A 23,039-nucleotide genomic window follows, 5' to 3' on the forward strand; every position below is an offset into this window, starting at 1 on the left:
ATATAAATAAATGTTACTTATTTTTACATTACTACAATTTTGAATTAAGTAATTCTATTTCAATTGTCATTAGTTGAAGCTTTTATCCAATTTAATACGCATTCTTCTCCCCCACAATCACATTTGCCACAGTCTTATAAATGATATATAAATCAAGCAATATTGTCCAATGTTCCATATACCAAACATCAGCTTTTACACGTCCTTCCATCTGTGACAATTCTTTAGTTTCACCACGGAAACCATGTGTCTGCGCCCAACCAGTTACACCGGGTTTAATAAAGTGGCGTACCATATACTTATCAATCAACCGAGCATATGTCTCTGTATGAGCCAACATATGAGGACGAGGACCGACTATTGACATATCACCTTTAAAGACATTTATAAGCTGCGGAAGTTCATCAATATTAGAACGCCGGAGAAAATCTCCAAAACGAGTTTTCCGGGGATCATCAACTGTTGCCTGTTTCTTATCTGCTTCTTCATTGACCTTCATAGAACGAAATTTATAACACTTGAATTCCCGACCATTTAATCCGGTTCGCATTTGTGTAAAGAATATAGGACCGGGAGACGTTAGTTTAATAATACTTCCCACGATAAGATAAACAACTGGAAAAATAGTGACTAAAAAAATGCCGGATAAAACAATATCGAACACCCGTTTTAATACACGATTTTCCATTTTACTAAGAGGTTCATACCGTAAATTTAAAATCGGCATATTGCCAACCATACTATGCCAGATACGCCGAGGAAAACCTTTACAAACATTAGGAACACCATGAAAATAAAGCAAATGATTCTCACAGTAATTTATAATAGAAACATTGTAACGTCCCTGTTCCATTGACAAAGAACAAAATACATGCTTTATCCCCGTTTGTCCAGACATAAAATCGGCAAAACCGTCAGGATTACCCAAATATGGACATTGAGATGAAAGAATATCATTAGATTTAATATCAAAATAACCGACAACCTCATAGATAGATGCCAGAGAACTATCCATTTCTTCGTATAACATCTGCATATTATTACCTCCACCGATAAATACTGCATGGCGTTTATGATTGCCCTTAGCACAATAACCAATCAGTGAACGACGAATAATGATACGATAGATGCTTAAAACAACAAAGAGAATAAAAAAATAGAAGACAAAAAATAAAGGAGAAACAATAGAGATTCCGCTAAAAGCCATGATACATGCCCAAAAAACAGAAAACATCATAATATTCTTCAACACACGCAATACAAGCTGATCCGCACGAATTTCTCTGCTGTTCCAAGCCTTCCCACGGGAAGCAGAACACGCCAAATAACAAAGACTTAAAGAAGTCATCATCAAAGAAGCAGTACCAGAAAAAGGCGAATACACAAACGCTTTTTCCCAAAAGAGAAGTAACAGGAACAAACTGAAGTTCAGAATAATCAGATCTCCGAAAACCACAATAAGTTCTACGACTTTATTTATCTGGTTAGTTGATGCCATTATTACCTTATCTATTGATTTTAAGCCTGTATTTCTTTGAACTTATTCAGAATATTTTCTCCGAATAACTTCCAAAATATGACAATACAAACAGATAGAAAGATAAATGCCAATATATATATCTTTTTACTGGTTCCTGAAGGATTCAATGGAACCACTGCAGGTTCTACTACAGCAAATACAGGCTTCTCTTCCTGAACTTTGGCTCTAGCAACCTGAAGTTGACTGGCAACCTGACTATATACTTGGTAAGCAAGACTCATGTCATTCTGTAATCGCTCTTATTCTGCACGAACACTTTGCAATATGATATTATCATGAGAATCCATATAATCGGCATATTTCTTCTGCGCAACATAATATTCTTGCTGACGTTCTTTAAACAATTTCTCCAGATAGAGACAATCCTCTTTTGCTTTGAAAGTACGATAGTCTATGATGTATTCCTGCAATTTCTTTACGACAGAATCGGCAACCACTGCGGCTACCCTAGGATTTTGCAAAGTTACAGCAACGGAAGTCATAGATGTTTTCTTATCTACAGAAGCAGTTATCATTTTCTTTAGAATTTCAATCTTCATAGACTCCATCTTAGATAATTCAATTGTACCCTGATTCGCTTTACCGAAAGATATTGATTCATCTTCTTCAGTAAATAATGACTTAACTCCGCCAAGTACCATACTTGGAAATCCAATTACATAACTCCACCAAGGGGAAGATTCTTCATCTAAATAAGTGTTCAAAGCCATGCTTTCATCTTTAGATACAGGTATCCTCATTGTAGAGAGTTCTAATAAAAAAGGAGTAGAAGATACAATATCTGGAGACAAAGAGGCATTCAAAGCATCGGTTCCATCTCCCATAGTAACACCACTTCCTAAGAAAGAAGCAACCAAACCAGATAAACCACCTTCTTTAGAAGCACCCATCTCCGGAGAAAGGGTGACTTTGACTGTGTATTGTTTTGGGATACTTAAAGCTATTATAATTCCTATCACTAATCCAATACCAACTGCTTTATAAATTGTCTTACGAATAGCAATAATCTTACGAAGAATATCCATTAAATCGATTTCAATTTCATCACCCAGATGATTATTTTTCCCTTGTTTTACTTCTTTTTCAGATTCTCCTTCTATCATAGTCATATAAAACTATTATTCTTTATTTTTTTATCAGATTAGCAATCGAAGCAACCATCATTCCTAAAGTACTGAAGGTAGTAGCATAACCTAAGATATTACCTATATTAGTTTTCTTCTTAGCTTTACTAGGCACAATTATCTCACATCCCGGTTCGATCTGTTTCTTACCACTACCTTTCACCTTAGTCACCTGACCATTCATGTATACGATAAATTTCTTACTCTTCTTTGCATTTTCAGAATAACCACCAGCTTGATTCAGGTAATAATCTATATTCTCACCCTCTATATATGAAACTGTATTCGGAACCATTACGGCACCATTGATCGTTACTGTATTATTATTTTTCGGAATAGAAATCACATCACCCTCACGCAAGACAATATCTGCTGTACTTCCAGGGTTAGCTAATGCTTTCTCCAAGTCAATACCAACACTAAAGGTATCTTCCACACGAACACCCAAAGAGTCCATCATAGCTTCACCCAACTGTCGACTCATCAAGCGGACCACATCACCCATGCGTTTCTTTTCACTTGCATTGGCCACACGGGTCAATTTGGCACCACGTAAGTAGGCATAATTCGTTGCACCTCCAGCTTTATTGATTAAGTCCGAAAGACGTTCTTCACGACTGGTCATAGCATAAGAGCCTCCAAACAGAATTTCACCTTCAACAACTACATTCTGTTGAGCTTGATACCCCGGACTGCGACGTACATAAACTTCATCGTAAGGTTGAAGGACAAAGCCGGGAGTTCCATCTACAATAAAACCTTCTTTTAGGGAGAATGTATATATCTGGCCGATAGTATCGTTATCTACTGTACTACGAGGATTCTTAATTCTACGGGATACATCTACACGAACTACAGAAGCGGCTTCACGTAAGCCACCTGCCTGAATGATCAAGTCTTCAAGGGTCATGTTATCCGCATAAGGATAAGAATCAGGTTTGGCTACTTCACCGTGGATTACGACGTTGCCTCTGTCTTCCAGGTCATGAATACTAGGAATATAAAGGATGTCGTTTTTCATCAGGATGATGTTTTGGGAAGTACCGTCCATGATGGCTTTGATGTCTACTGGAACAACTTCGGTAGTCAGGTCTTCACGCTGACGATAGAGAACGGCACGGTTCAAGAAGGCATCACCGGTCAGGCCTTGAGCTTCGTTTACCAGTTCACGGACAGTATTCAGTTTTCCATTCAACTGGTAGATGCCGGGACGATAAACGGCTCCACGGATTTCAAGTTTGTTGATGAAGCGGTTGAGGATGGCTTCAGCGGTCACAACATCACCATTTCGCATTTTATAGACACTATAGTCAAGGTCTTTGACTGTGTTTACTTCATATTCCTGCCCGTTCTGGCGTACGACACGCAAGGAACGGGTGTAGGCGTCGGCTTCAAAGCCACCGGCATAGCTGATAAGAGTGGATAGACTCTCATCCTTTTTCATTTCGAAACGCATGGGACGTTTCACTTTTCCGTCAATCTTAACCAATACGTCATAGGCAGGGACTATTACTACATCGCCTTCCTGAAGACGAATGTCATCCTGAATGTTTCCTTTCATGATAAATTGGTAGACGTCGATCGTGGCGATATTTTTGCCGTTACGTACCAGCTGTACATTGCGAAGGCTTCCTATGTCACTGACTCCACCCGCACGGTAAAGTGCATGGAAGACTGTGGCAAAAGAAGAGAGGGAGTAAGTGCCCGGTTGGACAACCTCACCCATTACATTGATCTGGATAGTACGTATGCTGCCCAAAGTCAGACGGATGTCAGAAGTGGGGTCATTCGTATTATTAAGACCATTATATATCTTGTTTAATGTCTTTTTGAGATAGTCATTGGCTTCAGCAATAGTTAGTCCGTTCAGGTTGACAGGACCAATTTTCTGAATGTTGATCGTGCCGTCAGGAGAAATATGTTGGCGGATAGTGTTCTGGCTGGCTCCCCAGATGTCGATAATCACTTCATCACCGGGACCAAGACGATAATTTAAAGGAGTGGCGATGTTGACGCTGGGTTCAAAAGTCAGGTTACGGGTGTTGAAGATATTTCGTCCGAAAACCTGGTTCCCACGTGCGAGGTCTTGAGTGCTCGGATGGTCTTCCAGCATATCGGAAGTGTTTTCTTTCATTTCCTCACGAAGGCGTGATTCATTGATGTCGGTACCCGTTGCATTGGAAGCATTGACATTGTTTTGTTGTTCATACAGTTGCTTCACACGAGTTGCCTGTTCTTTGGTCACACCTCTACGTGCCAGTTCAGAGGCTAGTTGTTTCTGTTCTTTACCCTGGCGGATGCCATCCTTTACATATTCAAGAACTTGGGAGTCGCTCATGTTTTGAGCCATTAAAGGAGAAAAAACTCCCAGCAACAGAATGAATAGAAATACGTTAAATTTTCTTCGTGTTGTCATTGGTGATTTTTGTGGATTCTACATAACCGATTGGCATATCTACACAAGCACAGCCAAGCATATTTAAACGAACGGCAATCTTACTCTTCCCGCCTACAGTCACAAGTTCGCCAACAAGTCCACTCAAAGGACCTTTTATGACACGAACTTTCTCACCACGCGCTAGTGGAGTATCATTCATACAGACTGCTTCTTCGGAATAATCGAGCATGAAACGGAAACGGGCCATCTGCTCGTCAGGAATAACGGCAGGAGTGCTCTCTCCACGCATCACCATATAACGGCTGACCGTAGAAAATGAAAGGACTTCCATACGTTCTTTTGGATTGACATGTACAAAAACCATCATTGGGAGTAAGACTGTATCAACCATCTTACGACGGTCACTCCATTGATGAATTTGTTGTTGAACGGGAACAAAAGAATCAATTCCCATCTTAGACAAACGCTCGGCAACTTTTTTCTCGTGATGCATTCGAACGAGTGCTACATACCAGCGTTTTGAGTGTGCTACGCCTTCCCCTGTCCCACTACTAGGCCCGGCATTTACTGATTTCGGTTTCGTTAAAATCATATTTTTTTACCCCATGTTCATCCGTTACTTCTTAGGTAACGGACAACACACATATAGAATACACATCGCTGTGAAAAAAAGAAAAAAATCGATTATGAGGGAATATAAAAGCGGGCACCTAACATTCAATATAAAACATTCTTGAATTTAGGTAATAAAAAGCCTTTGAGCATGAAGATGTTATCCTTCATATTCAGATAGATTTATGTTGCATATTTTAGAGAAAAAGGAAAAAAAGAAGTTTATTGTTTGTTTGCTATTAATATTTTTACCTATCTTTGTAGCGAATATAATTCCGTTACCTAAGAAGTAACATCAGCATTAAGTCCCTAATCCATAATGCTTTAATAATATTAATCAGAGCATTTTAAAATTACAAGCGTAAGAATAATTCAATTTATTTACTTTTGTTCTTTCTTCCAATTCGAAACCCTTTAAATATATCTGTGTTGTTTTAATAGATTTGTGTCCTAGTGATTCGCTAATCATTTCGATAGGTACACCTCTGTACTTAGCAGTCGTAGCCCAAGAATGACGAAGCGTATACGACGTAACGGGCGAATGTAGCCTTAATTTTCTGGACAGGCTTTTCAACTCATTATTAAAACGTCTCAAAGCTGACTGATACTCACGATAGGCTCCTTCTTCATTCCGCTTGTACGCTCCGCTTAATATCCGGAAAAGATAATCAGGATAGCCAGAACTCCGGGCGTCAGATTTATTGTACAATCCCCCAATTGCATTCTGCGCTGACTCCAGCACTTCTATACTCATAGGAGTACCGGTCTTGGTACGATTGTACTTCAAAAGCCCCCGCTCCAGATTGGACTTTTCCAAATGGGCTAAATCAGAAAAAGGCATTCCACAAAACTGAAATAACAGATTGGCAATGGCCTGCGTCCGGCGAAGCTTTTCCGATTGAGGATCTTTGTTTAATAGCATGTGAAGTTCGCTGATCGGGATAGCTTTCTTCTGACGTGTGTCCACCCCGGTAAAAACATCCCGGAACAAACCATGTACATAAGGAGCCTGATGCATATCGACACCACGATTGTAGATACTACGCAACATACGCATATACGTAGAAATCGTATTGGGCTTCAAACGGGAAGCCATCAGATAGTTGCTATACCTCTTTAGAGTTTCACGGTTTATCTTACTAAACGTGATGGATTGAGTTCCACAAAACTGCGAAAAAGAACGAATAGCGTGTTTATACACATGGGCCGTAGAATAACGGCCCTCTTGTCGCAAACAGTCGATGTAATTGTTTGCACAAATAGTAAATCGATTTTTTTCCATAAATTATAACTTATCTCATACGTGTTATTAAAAACGTGCGGAATATAGTAAGATTATAGATAAAATGAACCACGATTTTAAATTTACTTACTGTTTTAGATAGAAATTCGAATTATTTCTAAAAAAAATAAGTGAAGCCATGCAGTATTTTCAATAACCATGCATTTAACTTATAAAAGAGGGGAAAAAGGGAAATCAAACCATATATCATTAAAACCTACAACCTGAACTTAACAAGTGAAGTGGGGAAAAATAAAAAAAAGAGAGAGAGTTTTTTATACAACGTCCCCCAAAACGAGGAATCCCTGCCAACTCGAAAATTGGCAGGGATTCATTTTTTATCTTCAAGAAGATGATCTTTTTACTTGCAGTATTTGGTTATCAATTCATCTGCATTCGGATCACCCAATTCTTTCGCTTTCTTAAAGTTGCCGCAAGCTTCATCTGTCTTCTTCAGCTGTATCTGGCAAAGTCCCAATAAACGGTAAGCCTCACCATATTTAGGATCAGTCTTCAATATATTATTTAAAATCTGAATGGCTTCTTCATACCGTCCTACACGGAGGTTTACAACTGCATGCTCTGCCTGGTAGGTGAGGTCTGTCGGATTCATCTCGATGGCCTTGGCAATATCGTCTAAAGCGCGTTGAAACTGACGTGCTTTCAAAGCTGCCTGTTCGCGATAATAATAGAACACGTCGTTCACTTCTCCCTTGACTGCCGTATGGTAAGCATCATAATCGAGCATTGCATTTCGCGCCTGATCGGCATTCATATTCATCTGCGCACGTTCCAACAAATATGGAGCAAAGTCGGCCGTAATCGGTTGCGGGCAACGGGCAATACAGCTATCCATTAAGGCTACCACTTCTTTCGGATCCCCTTTCAGCAGTTCTTTCGTCTTGGCAGCACTAAAGAAAGTGGCCGGAGAAGCAATATTGCTGGTATTTACCTTTTCATAAGCAGCCAAAGCACCGGCATAGTCTTGTTGGGCAAACAGTATATCGCCTTCCATTTGAATGTAAATTGGCAGCGGATCAATAGCGATTGCCTGACGGACATTCTTCAAAGCGGTGTCATACGTCCAGTCTTTATAAGTTTTCTCCGGCTTCGATAATTGATAAGCATACATTAGCTTACCTATATTATAATATACATCATCTTTCTTCTGGGCTACTTTCAGAGCCTGATTAAAGTCGGCAACGGCTTTATCATACCAGGTCTGATCGTCTTTACCTTTAGATGCATAATAATTGGCACGACGGAGATAACCATCTGCATTGGCAGGGAACTGGCGAATGAAGTCATCCAACAGCTTTTCATAGTCCTCGCCCGAGAGGCTCGAAGAGGCCATGAACAGATACACTAATGCCTGATCTTCCGTTTCGGGTAAACCTTTCCGGATACCAATGCTTTTCAAGGCAGCGTCTCCCAAAGAAAGAGCACTGATTTTCTGCGACATGGCAAAAGCTGCTCCCGCCGCATAACAAGTAGTCACCGTATCGATACCGGATGATTTCTGCGCAATACCAAATACCTGACCTTCCGCATTCATCACCGGACAGCTCACCATCTTATCTTTCATATGCATGCTCAATGTATAATAATGGTATGCTCCGGCTACTTTGGAAACATCTTTCACCTTACCAGTAACGCAAGCGATACTTTTTTGTGTAGAATAAGGAAGCATCCACGCATCGGCCCCTGTCGCCGGGGCTGTTTTAGCAACGACCAGCGCAGGCACTTTCTTCTCGGTGATAGCCACACGAAACTTAATGACATCATACATGTCATTCGCTCCAAGTATCAGGCTGACCGGCATCTGCTTGCCTTCGGAAGTAATCACTACCGCACGTTCAGCTCCTTTAAAAAGAGTATAATCTGATAAAGCCAATCCGTCTTCGGACACAAAGAATCCGTTTCCCGTATTCAGCATTTTATCATTCTTGTCATAAGTCACTATTGAGAAGACTGCACGTTTTGCCTTCTCTACCCATTTTGGGGTTTGTGCCATGCTTCCTTGTACCAGGAAGAAAAGCAGCAAAGGTAGAATTAAAATCTTCTTCATATCAGTCATTGTTTCTTTGTTTCACAGCTTCGTAAATCAGGATACCGGCAGCTACAGAGACATTCAGGGATTCGATAGTGCCCAGCATCGGAATTTTCACCCATTCATCACAGAGGGCAAGGTTTTCATAAGAAACTCCTGTATCCTCAGCTCCCATTATGATGCAGAGGGGACCTGTATAATCGGCCTTGGTATAGTCATAATCTCCTTTTTCGGTAGCAGCCACAATGCGGAAACCACTATCTTTCAGATATTGCAGAGTCGAACGGAGGTTCTGTTCACGGCATACCGGAAGAGTATGTAGCGCTCCTGCCGATGTTTTCACGGCGTCAGCATTGACCGACGCACTACCCCGGACAGGAATAATCACGGCATCGACAGCCGCACATTCGCAGGTACGTGCAATCGCCCCGAAATTGCGTACATCGGTCACTCCGTCGAGCATAACAAAAAACGGATTTTTTCCTTGCTCAAACAAGAAAGGAACAAGATCCTCCGCTTTCTGATAAGTCACAGAAGAAATGAAGGCGATCACTCCTTGATGATTTTTCCGGGTAATACGGTTGATACGCTCTACCGGAACACGCTGAACAGGTATCAACGTACCTTTCAAAGCTGCAAAAAGCTCCTTGGAAAGATCACTTTGAATATCTTTCTTCACGAGGATCTTATCTATCTCTTTTCCAGCCTGAAGGGCTTCTATCACGGCACGAACGCCGAAAATCATTTCACTTTTATCTAACATCTGGTTGATTTACTATTTTACTATTTATGCGAATCAGCAGTTGATAAACATCAGCCTTTTCGCTTGTTAAAATGTTATTATTCAGTTAATTATCTCATAAATTAATTTTCTAATCTCCTTGAAAATCAGTATATTAGAAGAATAAAACCACTCATTGTTCTAATTATGATTCCCAAGGAGAAAGAATTAAAACTTATAAAAATATATATGTATATCTGCGATGTTTACGAGTCTTCACTCAAGTTCTACTGCCAGAGGTTCAGTAATAACAATCATCCAATCTTTACCGATCAGGAACTGCTTACTGTATATCTGTTCTGTGGAGCTTATCAACAATACTTTAAAATCAAAGACATACATACCTTTACCAAGGAATACCTGCTTTCATGGTTCCCTGACTTGCCTTCTTACCAAACATTCAATTATAGATTGAATTTGATGCCGGAAGCAATCAGCGAACTGGTCAGGCAGTTAATCCATTCATTCAAACCTCAAGATTGTGACAGTATGAAATCATTAGTTGACTCGATGCCTATCATTACTTGCGCAGGAAAGAACAAAGTAGGAAAGGTCGCCACTGAGATTACTTCCAAAGGATATTGTTCGACAAAGAACATGTATTATTTCGGAATAAAACTCCATGCAGTGGCTTTCCGTAGAAAAGGAACTATACCTTTTCCTGAAATGCTCATACTTTCCGCTGCTGATGAAAATGACTCCACTGTATTCAAAAGAGAATGTGTGGGAAATCTGAACAATAGAGAAATATATGCCGATAAAATATATTCGGATATACCATTCTATAAAGAGACGAAAGAATGCAAAAAACTCGAGCTATTTACTCCTGTAAAAGCTATCAAAGGAGAATCACCTGAAATAACAAAAAGGGAGAAAGCGGCAAGAGACTTGTTTTCAACGGCAGTCTCAAAAGTCAGACAACCCATTGAAGCATTATTCAACTGGTTGAATGAAAAAACAAATATTCAAAGAGCGATGAAGGTCAGATCTACATCTGGACTTCTGGTACATACGATGGGAAAAATTGCCATCGCATTAATTACTCTAATTTTTAACTAAGGAATCAAATACTGATTCGCATTATTTACTATTCACTATTTATCAGTTACGGGCAAGCAGGGATTTGGCATTGCTAAGGGCAGCTTCGGTCAGAGTGGCACCACTAAGCATGTGAGCTATTTCCTCTACCCGTTCTTCGTCAGTGAGACGGCGGATATGGCTGTTGGTTTCCGTATCGCTATCTTTCTTGTATACCTTATAATGAGCACGCCCACGGGCAGCAATCTGCGGCAGGTGGGTGATACTGATTACCTGACGGTTGCGGTCGCCCATCTCCTGCATCATGTCCGCCATACGGTCGGCTATTTCACCGGAGACTCCGGTATCTATTTCATCAAATACGATAGTCGGCAGCTTGACGGCTCCGGCAATCATCGCCTTGATAGAAAGCATGACACGGGCGATTTCACCTCCTGAAGCTACAGAAGAGATATTCTGCAAGGTGCCGTTCTTATTGGCGGAAAACAGGAAGTTGACTGTATCTTCTCCTTGCAATCCCGGCTCTTTCTTCAGTCCCATTTCTATCTGGAAACGAACATTCGGCATTCCTAATGGAATCAACCGGGCAGCCAGCTGTTTTTCTACTTCACGAGCAGCTTTCGTACGGGCTTTGGTCAGCACTTCTGCCTGTTGTTTCACTTGTTTATATTGTTCCTCTTTGCGAGCAGTCAGTTCGGCGATACGCTCATCATAGGAAGTGATGTCCGACAATTTGCTGCGGTATTCATCCGTTAGCGCTATCAATTCATCAAGGGTTTGTACCCGATGTTTCTGCTGTAAGGAATAAATCAGATTCAACCGTTCATTCACTTCGTCCAGACGGACTGGATTGAATTCAACGGAGTCACTTTGTAAAGAGACTTCGTGCGAAATATCTTTCAGTTCGATATAAGCGCTCTCCATACGTTCGGTAAGTTCCTTGGCCGGCTGATATACTCTTTGCAGATTATTCAGTGTATTCAGACTGTCTTTCAGATAAGAAAGCAAGCCACCTTCATCCGAAGCAAACGACTGCTCCACCCGGTAAAGTCCGGCTTTTATCTCTTCTGCATGACTTAATGTTTCAGCTTCCTGCTCCAGTTCTTCCTGTTCGCCTTCCACCAAACAGGCTTCTTCGAGCTGTTCGAGTTGGAAGCGGATATAATCTTCATCGGAGCGACTGTTCTCTGCCAGTGACACTAATTCAGCGAGTTCGCGATCTGTCTGTTTCCATTCGTTATAACACAGATGATATTTCGCCAATGCAGCGTCATTATGCGCCAGAATATCAAGCACATTCAACTGAAATCCTTCTTTATTAAGCAGCAGATTCTGATGTTGCGAATGTACATCTATCAGCTGTTCGCCCAGCTCTTTCACTTGTGCCAACGAAGCAGGAGTATCGTTGATGAATGCCCGGCTCTTACCGGAAGACTGCACTTCACGACGCAAAATGCACTCTTCATCATATTCCAACTCGTTTTCTTCGAAAAACGGACGCATACCATAGGCAGATATATCGAAACGTGCCTCTATGATACATTTGGAAGCTCCGTGGCGAATCGCTTTCACATCGGCACGCTGTCCTAACAGGAGTCCGATAGCTCCCAGAATAATTGATTTTCCGGCTCCCGTTTCACCTGTTATAACGGAAAAGCCTGTTTCAAAACTGATATCCAGTTTTTCTATCAATGCGTAATTCTGAATGTATAGTGAACGTAACACCTTCTATTTTAATTAAAGATTAAAAATTAAAAACCGGGAGACAGGGTGGCTACCAGACGGTCGATGATGTCTTGGGCTACTTCCGTCTTCGGCTTCAGAGGATAGTCTGTACGACCTTTCCTGTCGATGATACTTATTTTATTAGTATCATGACGAAAACCGGCTCCAGCATCATTCAACGAATTGAGCACAATAAAGTCGAAGTTTTTGCGTTCGAGCTTTCCTTCGGCATTCTGCTGCTCATTATTGGTTTCGAGGGCAAAGCCAACCAATAACTGATTTTTCCCTTTCAGTGCTCCTAAATTGGCAGCGATGTCTTGTGTTGCCTGAAGATGGAGGGTTAGTTCCTCTTCTTTCTCCCGCTTAATCTTCTTGTCGGCCACTGTTTCCGGACGGTAGTCGGCTACTGCCGCACAAAGAATACCTGCATCAGCATCTGGAAAATAGATCTGTGAAGCCGCATACATTTCTTCTGCTGATTCCACATCTACACGCCGGATACGGGAATGTTTCGTTTTGAGCTGCACAGGACCTGTTATCAATGTCACCTGCGCTCCGCGACGGGCACATTCTTCTGCCAACGCAAATCCCATCTTTCCGGAAGAATAATTGCCTATGAAACGCACCGGGTCAATTTTTTCGTAAGTAGGTCCAGCTGTAATCATCACTTTCTTTCCGGATAGTTCATCACTCGAAGCGAAGAATTCATCCAATACCCGGATGATGTTTTCCGGCTCTTCCATACGTCCCTTTCCTACCAAGTGGCTGGCTAATTCTCCTGTTCCCGGCTCGATAATGTGATTACCGTAAGAACGCAGGATATCCAGATTTTTCTGGGTGGCAGGATGGGCAAACATATCGAGATCCATTGCCGGAGCAACAAACACGGGAGCTTTTGCCGAAAGATAAGTTGTTATGAGCATATTGTCGGCTATTCCATTGGCCATTTTACCGATAGTAGAGGCAGTGGCAGGTGCAATCAATACAGCATCCGCCCACAATCCGAGATCGACGTGGCTATTCCACGTTCCGTCACGCTGGGCAAAAAACTCACTGATGACCGGTTTGCTGGTCAAAGCCGAAAGAGTGATGGGAGTAATAAATTCTTTTCCCGCCGGAGTAATTACGACTTGCACTTCCGCTCCCTGTTTTATCAGTCCGCGAATGATATAGCACGCCTTGTACGCGGCAATACTGCCGGTAATTCCAAGAATTATTTTTTTTCCTTTTAGCATTATTTTGTAATCAAATTACTCATTTCACGCAAACGGATTTTTGTCAATGCCGCCTTAGTGTTCAACGTGAAATCACTATTCAAAATCCAACTGTAATATCCGGGATCTTTCTTCAAAACCTCGGCTACAGACATTCCTTTATATTTTCCGAAGTTGAACACTTCCACCCCATTATCATCGTACACCATGCGTCCGGCAAAGTCTACATTCTTGCTGAAACTTGAATAATCTGCCAGGAACGCAATATCATTCTGAAGATCGGAGTAACGGTCGAGTTGTGCTTTCAGCACTTCGTAAGTGGCCCGTGTATCTGCTTCGGCAGTGTGTGCATCTTCCAGATTTTTGTCGCAATAGAATTTGTACGCAGCAGACAGGGTGCGTTGTTCCATTTTGTGGAAGATCACCTGCACGTCTACAAATTTGCGTTTCGTCATATCAATGTCCACTCCGGCGCGAAGGAACTCTTCGGCAAGGACAGGAATATCAAAACGATTGGAATTAAATCCTGCCAAATCGCAACCTTCAATGTCCCTGGCTATGTTCTTCGCCACTTCTTTGAAAGTAGGGCAATCGACTACATCGGCATCATAAATACCATGTATAGCAGAAGATGCTTCCGGGATATGCATTTCAGGGTTGATACGTAATGTTTTTGCTTCTTCATTTCCATTCGGATATACTTTCAGATAGCAGATTTCAACAATTCGGTCTGTGTTGATATTGGTTCCAGTTGTTTCTAAATCAAAAAAAACAATGGGATTTTTCAGGTTTAATTTCATTTCTAATTATTTTTTCCACCACAGAGTAACACAGAGTTCCACAGAGTGTTTTATGTATTTATTGCTCTGTAGAACTCTGTGTTATTTTGCGGTGATTACTATTAATCATTTAGCATCATCGGCATCAGCAGCATCAGCAGGTCTTCGTTTTCTTCCTGCTCTACCGGGATGATTACTCCGGCACGTGAAGGATCTGCGAGTTCGATGACTACTTCGTCTGCTGAAATATTGTTCAGGATATCGATGAGGAATGTCGATTTGAAACCGATGCTCATTGCTGCACCTGCATACTGGCAAACTTGTGTTTCTTCGGCAGAAGTAGAGAAGTCAATATCTTGTGCGGAAATCACAATCTGGTTTTCCTGCATACGGAGTTTAATCAAACTGCTTGCCTGCGACGAGAAAATAGACACACGACGCAAAGCTCCTACCAACTGTTGACGGTCTACGGTCACTTTGTGCGGGTTGTTCTGCGGAATTACCGAGTTGTAGTTCGGGTAACGTCCTTCAATCAGGCGGCAAACCATCCGGTAGCTTTCGAGCATGAATACAGCATTGCGTTCATCGAATTCGATCGTCACTGTGCCTTGTTCTTTCGGCAAAAGATTCTTAAGCAAAGTAGCCGGTTTCTTTGGAAGGATAAAGGCTGCACGCTCGTTACCTTTGGCTGCCAATGTCTTGCAACGTACCAGTTTATGACCGTCTGAAGCAACCATTGTGATGTCTTCTGTGGTAATATCGAAATAAATACCGTTCATCACCGGACGAAGTTCGTCATCGGCAGTAGCAAACACCGAACGGTTGATACCTCCCAGAAGTACACTTGCCTCCATTTCTACACGGACTGCATTATCACCCAGTGTAGCCGATTGCGGGAATTCATCCGCATTCTGCCCCATCAGGCTGTATTTTCCGTTCTGGTACTGCACTGTTATTTCATAATTATCCGGATTGATTTCAAATGTAAGTGGTTGTTCCGGGATTTCTTTCAGTGCATCAAGCAATGTTTTCGCTACTACGGCAAAACGCCCGTTCGTATCGCTTTCATTCACTTCTACGGTAGTCACCATCGTTGTTTCACTGTCGGATACAGTCACAGACAATGTTCCGTCTTCCAATTCGAAGAGGAAACAATCGAGAATTGGCAGCGCATTTTTTGAATTAATCACACGGCTGATGGCCTGTAAATGGCTGGAAAGAGCAGTACTTGAAACGATAAATTTCATATATTTTCGTGTATTTAAGTTTTAAATGTTCTATCGCACAAAGTTACGAAAAAAGATTTGGGCTGCCCAATAAAACAAAAGAAAAAAACAGGCATTGTGTGAGGGATATTACTAAAAAATTGTAACTTCGCCCCAGAATTTAAAATTATCGCAATGGAATTTACAGGAAAAATCATCGCTATCCTCCAGCCCAAAGGAGGAGTTTCAAAAGCTACCGGCAACGAGTGGAAAGCGCAAGAGTTTGTTATCGAAAGTCACGACCAATATCCACGCAAAATGTGCTTCGAAGTATTTGGGGCAGATAAAATAGATCAGTTCAACATTCAAATGGGCGAAGAACTGACTGTTTCATTCGACATCGATTCTAACCAATGGCAAGACCGCTGGTTCAACAGAATCCGTGCATGGAAAGTAGAACGTGTCAGCGCAGGTGCCCCAATGGCTACAGGCGGTTCCGTTCCTCCCGCAGCTCCGTCGGCAATGCCGGAATTTACTCCGGGCGACGCAAAAGACGATCTGCCATTCTAAACCGAAAGTCATTCGTCGAACGAATAAGCATAAAAAAACTCCCGATAGAATTTAATTCTGTCGGGAGTTTTTTTTATAGAATGATTGTATATAAACCACGATTTTTATTCTGATTTATATTTCAAAACAATATTGGGATATACTACTCCATCGGTACAGGCAAACTGGACAAAGAGTGTAAAATTACGGAAAAAGTCTGCATTGCGCAGGAAGAAATCCGGTACGAAACGGACGTGATTTTCCGATTGCCGGAACACGTGATCGAAATCCGCCATCAGCATAAAATGATATGAATCAGACAGGTGATCCATACCCGTCTGATAAGCCATTGCCCCATTAAGCACTTCCCCTTTATCCAGTTGGCGAATATAATGCGACAGGCTATCCTCATCCGGAGCGAGTAACAAACGTCCGCCATAAAATGCTGCATACACATCCAAAGTCGGTTCAACAAAACTGGTCAGTTGTTTAAACAATGTTGTTTGAGGCAACCGATAGACCAAGTATGCCTTATTTACAGTATAACAAAAAGTAATACGGGGAGTTTTTCTTCCTTCATCTGCCGGAGCAGTATTGACAAAGGCACGAAGCATCCTTTCAGCTTCCGTCACATCTGCCACAGACAGGCTCAAGACTGCCGCTGCATCCTGCAACGTATCTTCACGCTGGAAGAGACAGGCAACCAGGTCTTGCCCGGCATTTTCCATCAGATAGCGGGAAAATTCCTTATCTCTATTCTGCACTTCACTCGTGCGGACTGCCCCGTTCTGCTCCTGCGCATTTCCATAAGAAAGTAAAGACGCCCAGTCCGTAATCCCCTGTCTGCTAAAATAGAAAGCAGTGGAGGGCAGTGCTTCACCCGGGAAGCCTTTGACTGATTGCTGCTGGCGAAGTTGTTTTATAAATGCAAAGCAAGTATCTGCATCATGAGTAATGCCGGAGAAATAGATAAAATCATCTTTCATCTTCATGTCAAATTCCGTCCATCCCATCATCCCTTTCATACGGGTATAGATTGTGGCGGCCGCTACACTTTTTTTCGGAGCACGCACTCCTGTAAAGGTCGGATCATCCGCCAATGATTTGTCACTCTTATATGCATCAATAACGTTTTCAATCAGTTTTTTCTGAAAACTTAACGCCATAAAATCAGACGTCAGATAGCAGGCTAGAAAATCACCATCTGCCATCGGGTAAATGATTATTTCCTCTCCTTTGTAAACAAACGTTTTCGGTGGATAAAGCGAAGATATATATTTACGCACAAACCTGTTCACCAATTCCTTATCCCCATTTCCCAATCTGCAATAAAGTACCTGGTTCCGTTCGTTATCCGGTTCGTGGAAACTAATCAGCATCTGATTCATTTGCCGACTCAAGCCATGGGGAGTATCTTCCGAGAGGGCATAAAGGCTTTGTTTCAGATAAGAAAAAAGTTTGGATACATAAAGATATTGCTGATTTTTACTACAAGTCAGATCATCGACCTCCGCTACAAACTCGAGCACATCATCGGTAACAAATACGGCTGAAGTGGTGGATGGAACCAGTTCATAAAGATCAAAATCTTTCTGCCCTTCGGCCGCCGACAGTCTAAAAAAAGAGTACAATGCGAAACCTGAGCACAAAAGTACAACAGAAGACGTGATCGCTATTTTCACTATCGTACGAAGTTTCATAATATTCGCTGTTTATCGGCTAGGTGCAAAAATAATAATTTCTACAAAGAAAACAAAACTTTTGCTAAAAATTTCACCGATAATCAAAGATAGATATCCAATCCGTCGAATGCCAGGTGAATATTTTCCGGAAGGCTCTTTTCAACCTCCGCATGCAAGCCCATATCATGACTCATGTGTATAAAGTACGTCTTCTTTGCCTGAATGCGCTGCGCCACTGCCAATGCTTCTTCCAAATTCTGATGAGTAGGATGCGTGGCAATCCGAAGTGCATTCACTACCAAAACATCTATTCCCGCCAATTGTTCATAGGATTCTTCGGGCATGGTCAGCATATCAGTGATATAACCTAATTGCCCGATACGATATCCCAGAATAGGCAATCGGCCATGCATCACACGTAAAGGAAGCACCTCCGTGTGGTTAACTGAAAAAGCCTGTCCCACCGAGATTTCCTGCAAAGGAATGTCGGGAACTCCCGGATAACGATGGTCAACAAAACAATAGGGCATACGCAAGCGCAAGCCTTGTGCCACATAATTTTCCGCATAAATAGGCACTGAACCAAACCGGCAAAACGGACGCAAATCGTCCAACCCACCCACATGGTCATAATGTTCATGCGTAATGAGCACACCATCTATCTTCTCAAAAGGAAGACGCAATACCTGTGTCCGGAAATCCGGACCGCAATCTATCAAAATTCGCGCATCATCTGTCTCAACAATAGCAGATGCACGCAATCGGTTATCTTTCGGATCGGTAGAAGTACAAACCGGACATGTACAGCCGATTTGGGGTACTCCCGTCGATGTTCCACTTCCAATGATTCTTACTTTCACTTGTTACTTCTCAATTTATTAAGTTAACTTCCGGGTGGATATCAATGCCGAACTTCTCATGAACAGAGGCTCGGACTGCATCTGAAAGCGCAAGAATATCGCTACCTTTTGCTCCACCAAGATTCACTAACACCAGCGCTTGTTTATCATGTACGGCAGCCGGACCTAAGGCCTTACCTTTCCAGCCGCATTGGTCGATCATCCATCCTGCCGGAATTTTCACCCGATCTTCTGCCAGCTCATAGTAAGGTATCCGGGGATATTCCTGCTGCAGGGCTTCCAGTTTTTCTTTCGGCACAATGGGATTCATAAAGAAGCTGCCGGCATTTCCCATTACCTTCGGGTCGGGCAACTTGCTCTCACGAATATCAATTATCACTTTCCGTACAACAGAAAGCGTCAATGCCGGATATTTTTCAAGCTCCTGACGAATGGTTCCATAATCTAACGTATAATGTTCTTTTTTACTAAGTCGGAAACGGACATAGGTGACAAAAGCCGACTTGTTTTCCGGGCGTTTAAAGATACTGTTGCGGTAGGTATATCCACACTCTTCCACCGAATAAACGCGTTCTTCAGCTTGAATGTTCACCGTTTCCACAGCTGTTATCAGATCTTTCACTTCAACGCCATAAGCTCCGATGTTCTGTACCGCGCTCGCTCCGACCTCACCGGGGATGAGCGACAGGTTCTCCGTTCCATACCATCCATGTTCTACGCAATATGCAACGAAGTCATCCCATACTACTCCCGCTCCCACTCGTACCGACACAGAGTGTTCATCTTCCTCCGTCACTTCGATTCCTTCAATGCGGGAATGGAGTATCAACCCGTCGTAATCTTTGGTAAACAGCAGGTTACTGCCGCCACCAATATGCAAAAAAGGTGTCACAATGGCACCTTGCACAATCAGCTTCTTCAGTTCTTCAACCGAAGAATATTCTAAAAAACGAGCGGCACTGACATCGATGCCGAATGTATTGTAGGGCAAAAGAGAATACATATATTTTTAGTTATAAGTTATACTGTTATAGTGCATCTTAACCTGTATCAGATACTTGTATCTTCAAACTTATACAATTCCCATTCTCCGGCTTTCCGGCGGAAATAAAGGATATTGGAAAAACCATTTCCGATACCTTTCAACGCCAGGATTTTCGTGGGCGAATCATCGTCATTCCGCTGTCCGTAATTAATATTAGAAAGGCGGTCGACAGGAAGTACCGGTTTGAAGGCGAACCACTGATTAAGATCGAGGGTTGTCTCCAAAATGGAGAAATCATCGTCCGGATCACTGGTTACAAAAGCCAACGGCTCCCGCACACGCTGACTCTGAAAAAGACTATCCGTTGCAAAATGTCCGAAAAACTCAACAAAGTTTTCATTATCACTTTGTTCAATGGGCCGCAGGTTGATTGCCTCCAGTATCCATGCACCTTTGATACGTTCAAAATAGTATCTTTTCACCATTCGTGTTTTCACGAACATCCACTCTACCTGCACAGAAGTGAGGGAGGTATCTCCTACTAGATCCATGTCTTCTTCTCTATCAAACAGCAGTGTATAATAATGCTGCTTGGTAAACAAGTCGTCATGCTTCCAGTTGCGTTCCTCGATGTTTGACTTCTTATCTCCATTGTAGTAGGGCAATGGAAATTTCACACGCTGACGCTGTAACACATCATCGGAAGCAAAATTGTAAATAAAATCATCGAAAGATTCATCCGCCTGTATAGGCTGCGGATCTTCCGGCGATTTATCATGGTGGCTAGAATCGGCTATCTGCCGGACTGAATCCACCTCTTTAGTAATAGATGCGAAGGGGTCAATATTTGTTTTCTTGTTTCCACAAGAGCTCAATATACCGAGCAGTATGACCCCTGCAATTAGTTTTTTCATTATTTCAGTTTCTCTCTTAACTTTTCAAGCATATCCACCGTCATGCTTTCCAAATTGTAGGCCGGCTTCCATCCCCACTCTTCACGAGCACAAGTATCATCCAGACTATCGGGCCAGCTATCGGCTATGCGCTGCTTCAAAGGATCTATATCATAAATCATCTCAAACTGCGGCACATGCTTCTTGATAGCTTGATATATCGTTTCCGGATCGAAACTCATGGAAGCGATATTGAAAGCATTGCGATGTATCAATCTTGCCGGATCGGCTTCCATCAGTGTGATTGCTGCATTCAGCGCATCCGGCATGTACATCATATCCATTAAAGTGCCTTGCTTAATGGGGCACACAAACTTTTCTCCTTTCACTGCCGAGTAGTAAATATCGACAGCATAATCGGTCGTACCTCCTCCCGGAGGGGTCACATTCGAAATAATGCCCGGAAAACGGACAGCACGGGTATCGACACCGTATTTATTAAAATAGTAATCACTCAACAACTCTGTCGTTACTTTAGTGACTCCATACATGGTACGGGGACGTTGAATGGTGTCCTGCGGTGTTTTCGTGTGAGGCGTACTAGCGCCAAACGAACCGATAGAACTCGGAGTAAACACCGCGCACCCTTGTTCACGTGCCACTTCCAGCACATTCCACAATCCATCGATGCCTATTTTCCAAGCCAGCTTGGGTTTCGACTCGGCAACTACAGACAACAGAGCAGCCAAGTTATAAATCGTATCGATATGATACTCTTTTACTACAGATGCAATCGCCTCGCCGTCCGTTACATCAGCAATAGCCGACGGTCCCGACTCCTTTAATTCCCCTTTAGGTTCTGCACCCGGAATATAACCAGCTACTACATTTGCATTTCCGTAACGTTTACGTAGCTCCATCGTTAGCTCCGACCCTATCTGTCCGGTAGCTCCAATAATCAAAATGTGTTCCATTTTTTCTTCTGACTTAGAATATCAAGCTTAAATAGTGCGCAAAGTAAGCACTTTTTTTTCAGATTTTAATCAAAAAGACATTGTTATTCCAAGAAAAATTGTGTCCTTTGCAATATAACTTAATCACCCAAACACTATGTACGGTAAAATGCAAGAATATCTCCGCCAAACATTGGCTGAAATCAAGGAAGCCGGACTTTATAAAGAAGAACGACTGATTGAAAGTGCGCAGCAAGCTGCCATCACTGTAAAAGGTAAGGAAGTATTAAACTTCTGCGCAAACAACTATCTAGGATTGTCCAATCATCCCCGATTAATCAAGGCTTCGCAGGAAATGATGAACAACCGTGGATACGGAATGTCTTCCGTCCGTTTCATTTGTGGAACACAAGATATACACAAAGAACTGGAAGCTGCCATCTCGGACTATTTCCAGACTGAAGACACGATTCTGTATGCTGCCTGCTTTGACGCTAACGGCGGTGTATTCGAACCACTTTTCTCTGAAGAGGATGCCATTATCTCGGACTCGCTAAACCATGCTTCTATCATTGACGGGGTACGTCTTTGCAAAGCAAAACGTTACCGTTATGCCAATGCTGACATGAAAGACTTGGAAAGATGTCTGCAAGAAGCGCAGGCACAACGTTTCCGTATTGTTGTTACGGACGGTGTGTTCTCAATGGATGGCAACGTAGCTCCGATGGATCAGATTTGTGATCTTGCCGAGAAATACGATGCGTTGGTAATGGTGGATGAATCCCACTCTGCCGGTGTGGTAGGTACCACTGGTCATGGCGTAAGCGAGTTGTATAAGACTCACGGACGTGTAGATATTTATACCGGAACGTTGGGTAAGGCTTTCGGCGGTGCACTGGGAGGATTTACCACCGGTCGTAAAGAGATTATCGATTTGCTCCGTCAACGTAGTCGCCCGTATTTGTTCTCCAACTCATTGGCTCCGGGTATCATCGGTGCAAGTCTTGAAGTTTTCAAGATGCTGAAAGAGAGCAATGCACTGCATGACAAGTTGGTTGAAAATGTAAACTACTTCCGCGATAAGATGACGGCTGCCGGATTTGATATTAAACCGACACAAAGTGCTATCTGTGCTGTTATGCTGTATGATGCGAAGTTATCCCAGATTTACGCTGCACGCATGCAGGAAGAAGGAATCTATGTGACAGGTTTCTACTATCCGGTAGTGCCGAAAGATCAGGCCCGCATCCGTGTACAGATTTCTGCAGGACACGAAAAAGCACATCTTGACAAGTGTATCGCTGCCTTTATCAAGGTAGGTAAAGAACTCAACGTATTGAAAGCGGAATAACTCCGAAGCAAGGTTTCC

At 42.4% G+C, this 23,039-nt stretch carries 18 protein-coding genes and 1 pseudogene; 3 read left to right on the plus strand and 16 right to left on the minus strand.

Annotated features, from left to right (window positions below; genetic code table 11):
• Positions 1–91 precede the first annotated feature (91 nt).
• The 7 genes and pseudogenes from CJF29_RS15175 to rlmB form a co-directional block, all read right to left on the minus strand.
• The gene (locus CJF29_RS15175; protein WP_099147366.1) at positions 92–1,498 is read right to left on the minus strand and encodes an undecaprenyl-phosphate glucose phosphotransferase; all 1,407 of its coding nucleotides are present in this window, start codon (positions 1,496–1,498) and stop codon (positions 92–94) included.
• 20 nt (positions 1,499–1,518) lie between these two features.
• A pseudogene (locus tag CJF29_RS15180) lies at positions 1,519–2,643 on the minus strand (chain-length determining protein).
• A 22-nt stretch (positions 2,644–2,665) separates the two neighbouring features.
• A complete protein-coding gene (locus CJF29_RS15185; RefSeq protein ID WP_176553178.1) occupies positions 2,666–5,080 on the minus strand; it encodes an SLBB domain-containing protein in 2,415 nt (804 codons plus the stop codon).
• Positions 5,058–5,654 (minus strand): UpxY family transcription antiterminator, encoded by a 597-nt coding sequence (locus CJF29_RS15190; RefSeq protein ID WP_004297022.1) that lies wholly within the window; start codon positions 5,652–5,654, stop codon positions 5,058–5,060. The genes CJF29_RS15185 and CJF29_RS15190 overlap by 23 nt, the downstream gene beginning before the upstream one ends.
• Positions 5,655–6,011: 357 nt before the next feature.
• The gene (locus tag CJF29_RS15195) at positions 6,012–6,956 is read right to left on the minus strand and encodes a tyrosine-type recombinase/integrase (protein WP_074638464.1); all 945 of its coding nucleotides are present in this window, start codon (positions 6,954–6,956) and stop codon (positions 6,012–6,014) included.
• 361 nt (positions 6,957–7,317) lie between these two features.
• Positions 7,318–9,024, minus strand: coding sequence for a serine protease (locus CJF29_RS15200; RefSeq protein WP_099147369.1), 1,707 nt, complete (start codon positions 9,022–9,024; stop codon positions 7,318–7,320).
• 1 nt (position 9,025) lies between these two features.
• Positions 9,026–9,769 (minus strand): 23S rRNA (guanosine(2251)-2'-O)-methyltransferase RlmB, encoded by a 744-nt coding sequence (gene rlmB, locus CJF29_RS15205; RefSeq protein WP_004297025.1) that lies wholly within the window; start codon positions 9,767–9,769, stop codon positions 9,026–9,028.
• 207 nt (positions 9,770–9,976) lie between these two features.
• Here rlmB and CJF29_RS15210 point away from each other — a divergent pair, with 207 nt between their 5' ends.
• Entirely contained in the window at positions 9,977–10,846 is an 870-nt protein-coding gene (locus CJF29_RS15210; protein WP_154289602.1) for a transposase, read from the plus strand.
• Positions 10,847–10,888: 42 nt separating this feature from the next.
• Here CJF29_RS15210 and recN read toward each other — a convergent pair whose 3' ends face one another.
• The 4 genes from recN to dnaN form a co-directional block, all read right to left on the minus strand.
• Positions 10,889–12,550, minus strand: a complete 1,662-nt coding sequence (gene recN, locus CJF29_RS15215) for a DNA repair protein RecN (protein WP_099146812.1) — start codon at positions 12,548–12,550, stop codon at positions 10,889–10,891.
• A 26-nt stretch (positions 12,551–12,576) separates the two neighbouring features.
• The gene (coaBC, locus tag CJF29_RS15220) at positions 12,577–13,785 is read right to left on the minus strand and encodes a bifunctional phosphopantothenoylcysteine decarboxylase/phosphopantothenate--cysteine ligase CoaBC (RefSeq protein ID WP_004297027.1); all 1,209 of its coding nucleotides are present in this window, start codon (positions 13,783–13,785) and stop codon (positions 12,577–12,579) included.
• Complete coding sequence (locus tag CJF29_RS15225; RefSeq protein WP_004297028.1) at positions 13,785–14,564, minus strand: 3'-5' exonuclease; 780 nt, start codon at positions 14,562–14,564, stop codon at positions 13,785–13,787. The genes coaBC and CJF29_RS15225 overlap by 1 nt, the downstream gene beginning before the upstream one ends.
• 101 nt (positions 14,565–14,665) lie before the next feature.
• Positions 14,666–15,790 (minus strand): DNA polymerase III subunit beta, encoded by a 1,125-nt coding sequence (dnaN, locus tag CJF29_RS15230; RefSeq protein WP_004297029.1) that lies wholly within the window; start codon positions 15,788–15,790, stop codon positions 14,666–14,668.
• 153 nt (positions 15,791–15,943) lie between these two features.
• Here dnaN and CJF29_RS15235 point away from each other — a divergent pair, with 153 nt between their 5' ends.
• Positions 15,944–16,318 carry a DUF3127 domain-containing protein gene (locus CJF29_RS15235; RefSeq protein WP_009000038.1) on the plus strand — a complete coding sequence of 125 codons (375 nt, stop codon included), beginning with the start codon at positions 15,944–15,946 and terminating at the stop codon, positions 16,316–16,318.
• Between the two features lie 104 nt (positions 16,319–16,422).
• On the opposite strand, the gene CJF29_RS15240 is transcribed toward CJF29_RS15235, so the two are convergent.
• The 5 genes from CJF29_RS15240 to CJF29_RS15260 all read right to left on the minus strand — a co-directional run bounded on the left by CJF29_RS15240 (position 16,423) and on the right by CJF29_RS15260 (position 21,691).
• Positions 16,423–17,997 (minus strand): DUF3352 domain-containing protein, encoded by a 1,575-nt coding sequence (locus tag CJF29_RS15240; RefSeq protein WP_099146811.1) that lies wholly within the window; start codon positions 17,995–17,997, stop codon positions 16,423–16,425.
• Positions 17,998–18,080: 83 nt separating this feature from the next.
• Positions 18,081–18,839, minus strand: coding sequence for an MBL fold metallo-hydrolase (locus tag CJF29_RS15245; RefSeq protein WP_004311496.1), 759 nt, complete (start codon positions 18,837–18,839; stop codon positions 18,081–18,083).
• A gap of 10 nt (positions 18,840–18,849) precedes the next feature.
• On the minus strand, positions 18,850–19,842 hold the full coding sequence (gene murB / locus CJF29_RS15250) for a UDP-N-acetylmuramate dehydrogenase (RefSeq protein ID WP_004297035.1): 993 nt from the start codon (positions 19,840–19,842) through the stop codon (positions 18,850–18,852).
• Between the two features lie 47 nt (positions 19,843–19,889).
• Positions 19,890–20,738 (minus strand): DUF4348 domain-containing protein, encoded by an 849-nt coding sequence (locus CJF29_RS15255; RefSeq protein ID WP_004297036.1) that lies wholly within the window; start codon positions 20,736–20,738, stop codon positions 19,890–19,892.
• Positions 20,738–21,691, minus strand: coding sequence for an NAD-dependent epimerase/dehydratase family protein (locus tag CJF29_RS15260; protein WP_004311497.1), 954 nt, complete (start codon positions 21,689–21,691; stop codon positions 20,738–20,740). Before CJF29_RS15260 ends, CJF29_RS15255 begins: the two co-directional genes overlap by 1 nt.
• Positions 21,692–21,827: 136 nt before the next feature.
• On the opposite strand from CJF29_RS15260, the gene kbl reads away from it, so the two are divergent.
• Entirely contained in the window at positions 21,828–23,021 is a 1,194-nt protein-coding gene (gene kbl / locus CJF29_RS15265; RefSeq protein ID WP_008777173.1) for a glycine C-acetyltransferase, read from the plus strand.
• Positions 23,022–23,039 lie beyond the last annotated feature (18 nt).

The organism is Bacteroides celer, from assembly GCF_002632415.2.
GTDB lineage: Bacteria > Bacteroidota > Bacteroidia > Bacteroidales > Bacteroidaceae > Bacteroides.

Excerpts from the sequence above, each read along its gene's own strand:
- CJF29_RS15235 (WP_009000038.1), top strand. The coding sequence starts at position 15,944 with ATGGAATTTACAGGAAAAATCATCGCTATCCTCCAGCCCAAAGGAGGA.
- CJF29_RS15200 (WP_099147369.1), bottom strand. The coding sequence starts at position 9,024 with ATGAAGAAGATTTTAATTCTACCTTTGCTGCTTTTCTTCCTGGTACAA.
- murB (WP_004297035.1), bottom strand. The coding sequence starts at position 19,842 with ATGTATTCTCTTTTGCCCTACAATACATTCGGCATCGATGTCAGTGCC.
- coaBC (WP_004297027.1), bottom strand. The coding sequence starts at position 13,785 with ATGCTAAAAGGAAAAAAAATAATTCTTGGAATTACCGGCAGTATTGCC.
- CJF29_RS15225 (WP_004297028.1), bottom strand. The coding sequence starts at position 14,564 with ATGAAATTAAACCTGAAAAATCCCATTGTTTTTTTTGATTTAGAAACA.
- dnaN (WP_004297029.1), bottom strand. The coding sequence starts at position 15,790 with ATGAAATTTATCGTTTCAAGTACTGCTCTTTCCAGCCATTTACAGGCC.
- CJF29_RS15260 (WP_004311497.1), bottom strand. The coding sequence starts at position 21,691 with ATGGAACACATTTTGATTATTGGAGCTACCGGACAGATAGGGTCGGAG.
- CJF29_RS15255 (WP_004297036.1), bottom strand. The coding sequence starts at position 20,738 with ATGAAAAAACTAATTGCAGGGGTCATACTGCTCGGTATATTGAGCTCT.
- CJF29_RS15190 (WP_004297022.1), bottom strand. The coding sequence starts at position 5,654 with ATGATTTTAACGAAACCGAAATCAGTAAATGCCGGGCCTAGTAGTGGG.
- CJF29_RS15240 (WP_099146811.1), bottom strand. The coding sequence starts at position 17,997 with ATGAAACTTCGTACGATAGTGAAAATAGCGATCACGTCTTCTGTTGTA.
- CJF29_RS15195 (WP_074638464.1), bottom strand. The coding sequence starts at position 6,956 with ATGGAAAAAAATCGATTTACTATTTGTGCAAACAATTACATCGACTGT.
- CJF29_RS15175 (WP_099147366.1), bottom strand. The coding sequence starts at position 1,498 with ATGGCATCAACTAACCAGATAAATAAAGTCGTAGAACTTATTGTGGTT.
- kbl (WP_008777173.1), top strand. The coding sequence starts at position 21,828 with ATGTACGGTAAAATGCAAGAATATCTCCGCCAAACATTGGCTGAAATC.
- CJF29_RS15185 (WP_176553178.1), bottom strand. The coding sequence starts at position 5,080 with ATGACAACACGAAGAAAATTTAACGTATTTCTATTCATTCTGTTGCTG.
- CJF29_RS15210 (WP_154289602.1), top strand. The coding sequence starts at position 9,977 with ATGTATATCTGCGATGTTTACGAGTCTTCACTCAAGTTCTACTGCCAG.
- rlmB (WP_004297025.1), bottom strand. The coding sequence starts at position 9,769 with ATGTTAGATAAAAGTGAAATGATTTTCGGCGTTCGTGCCGTGATAGAA.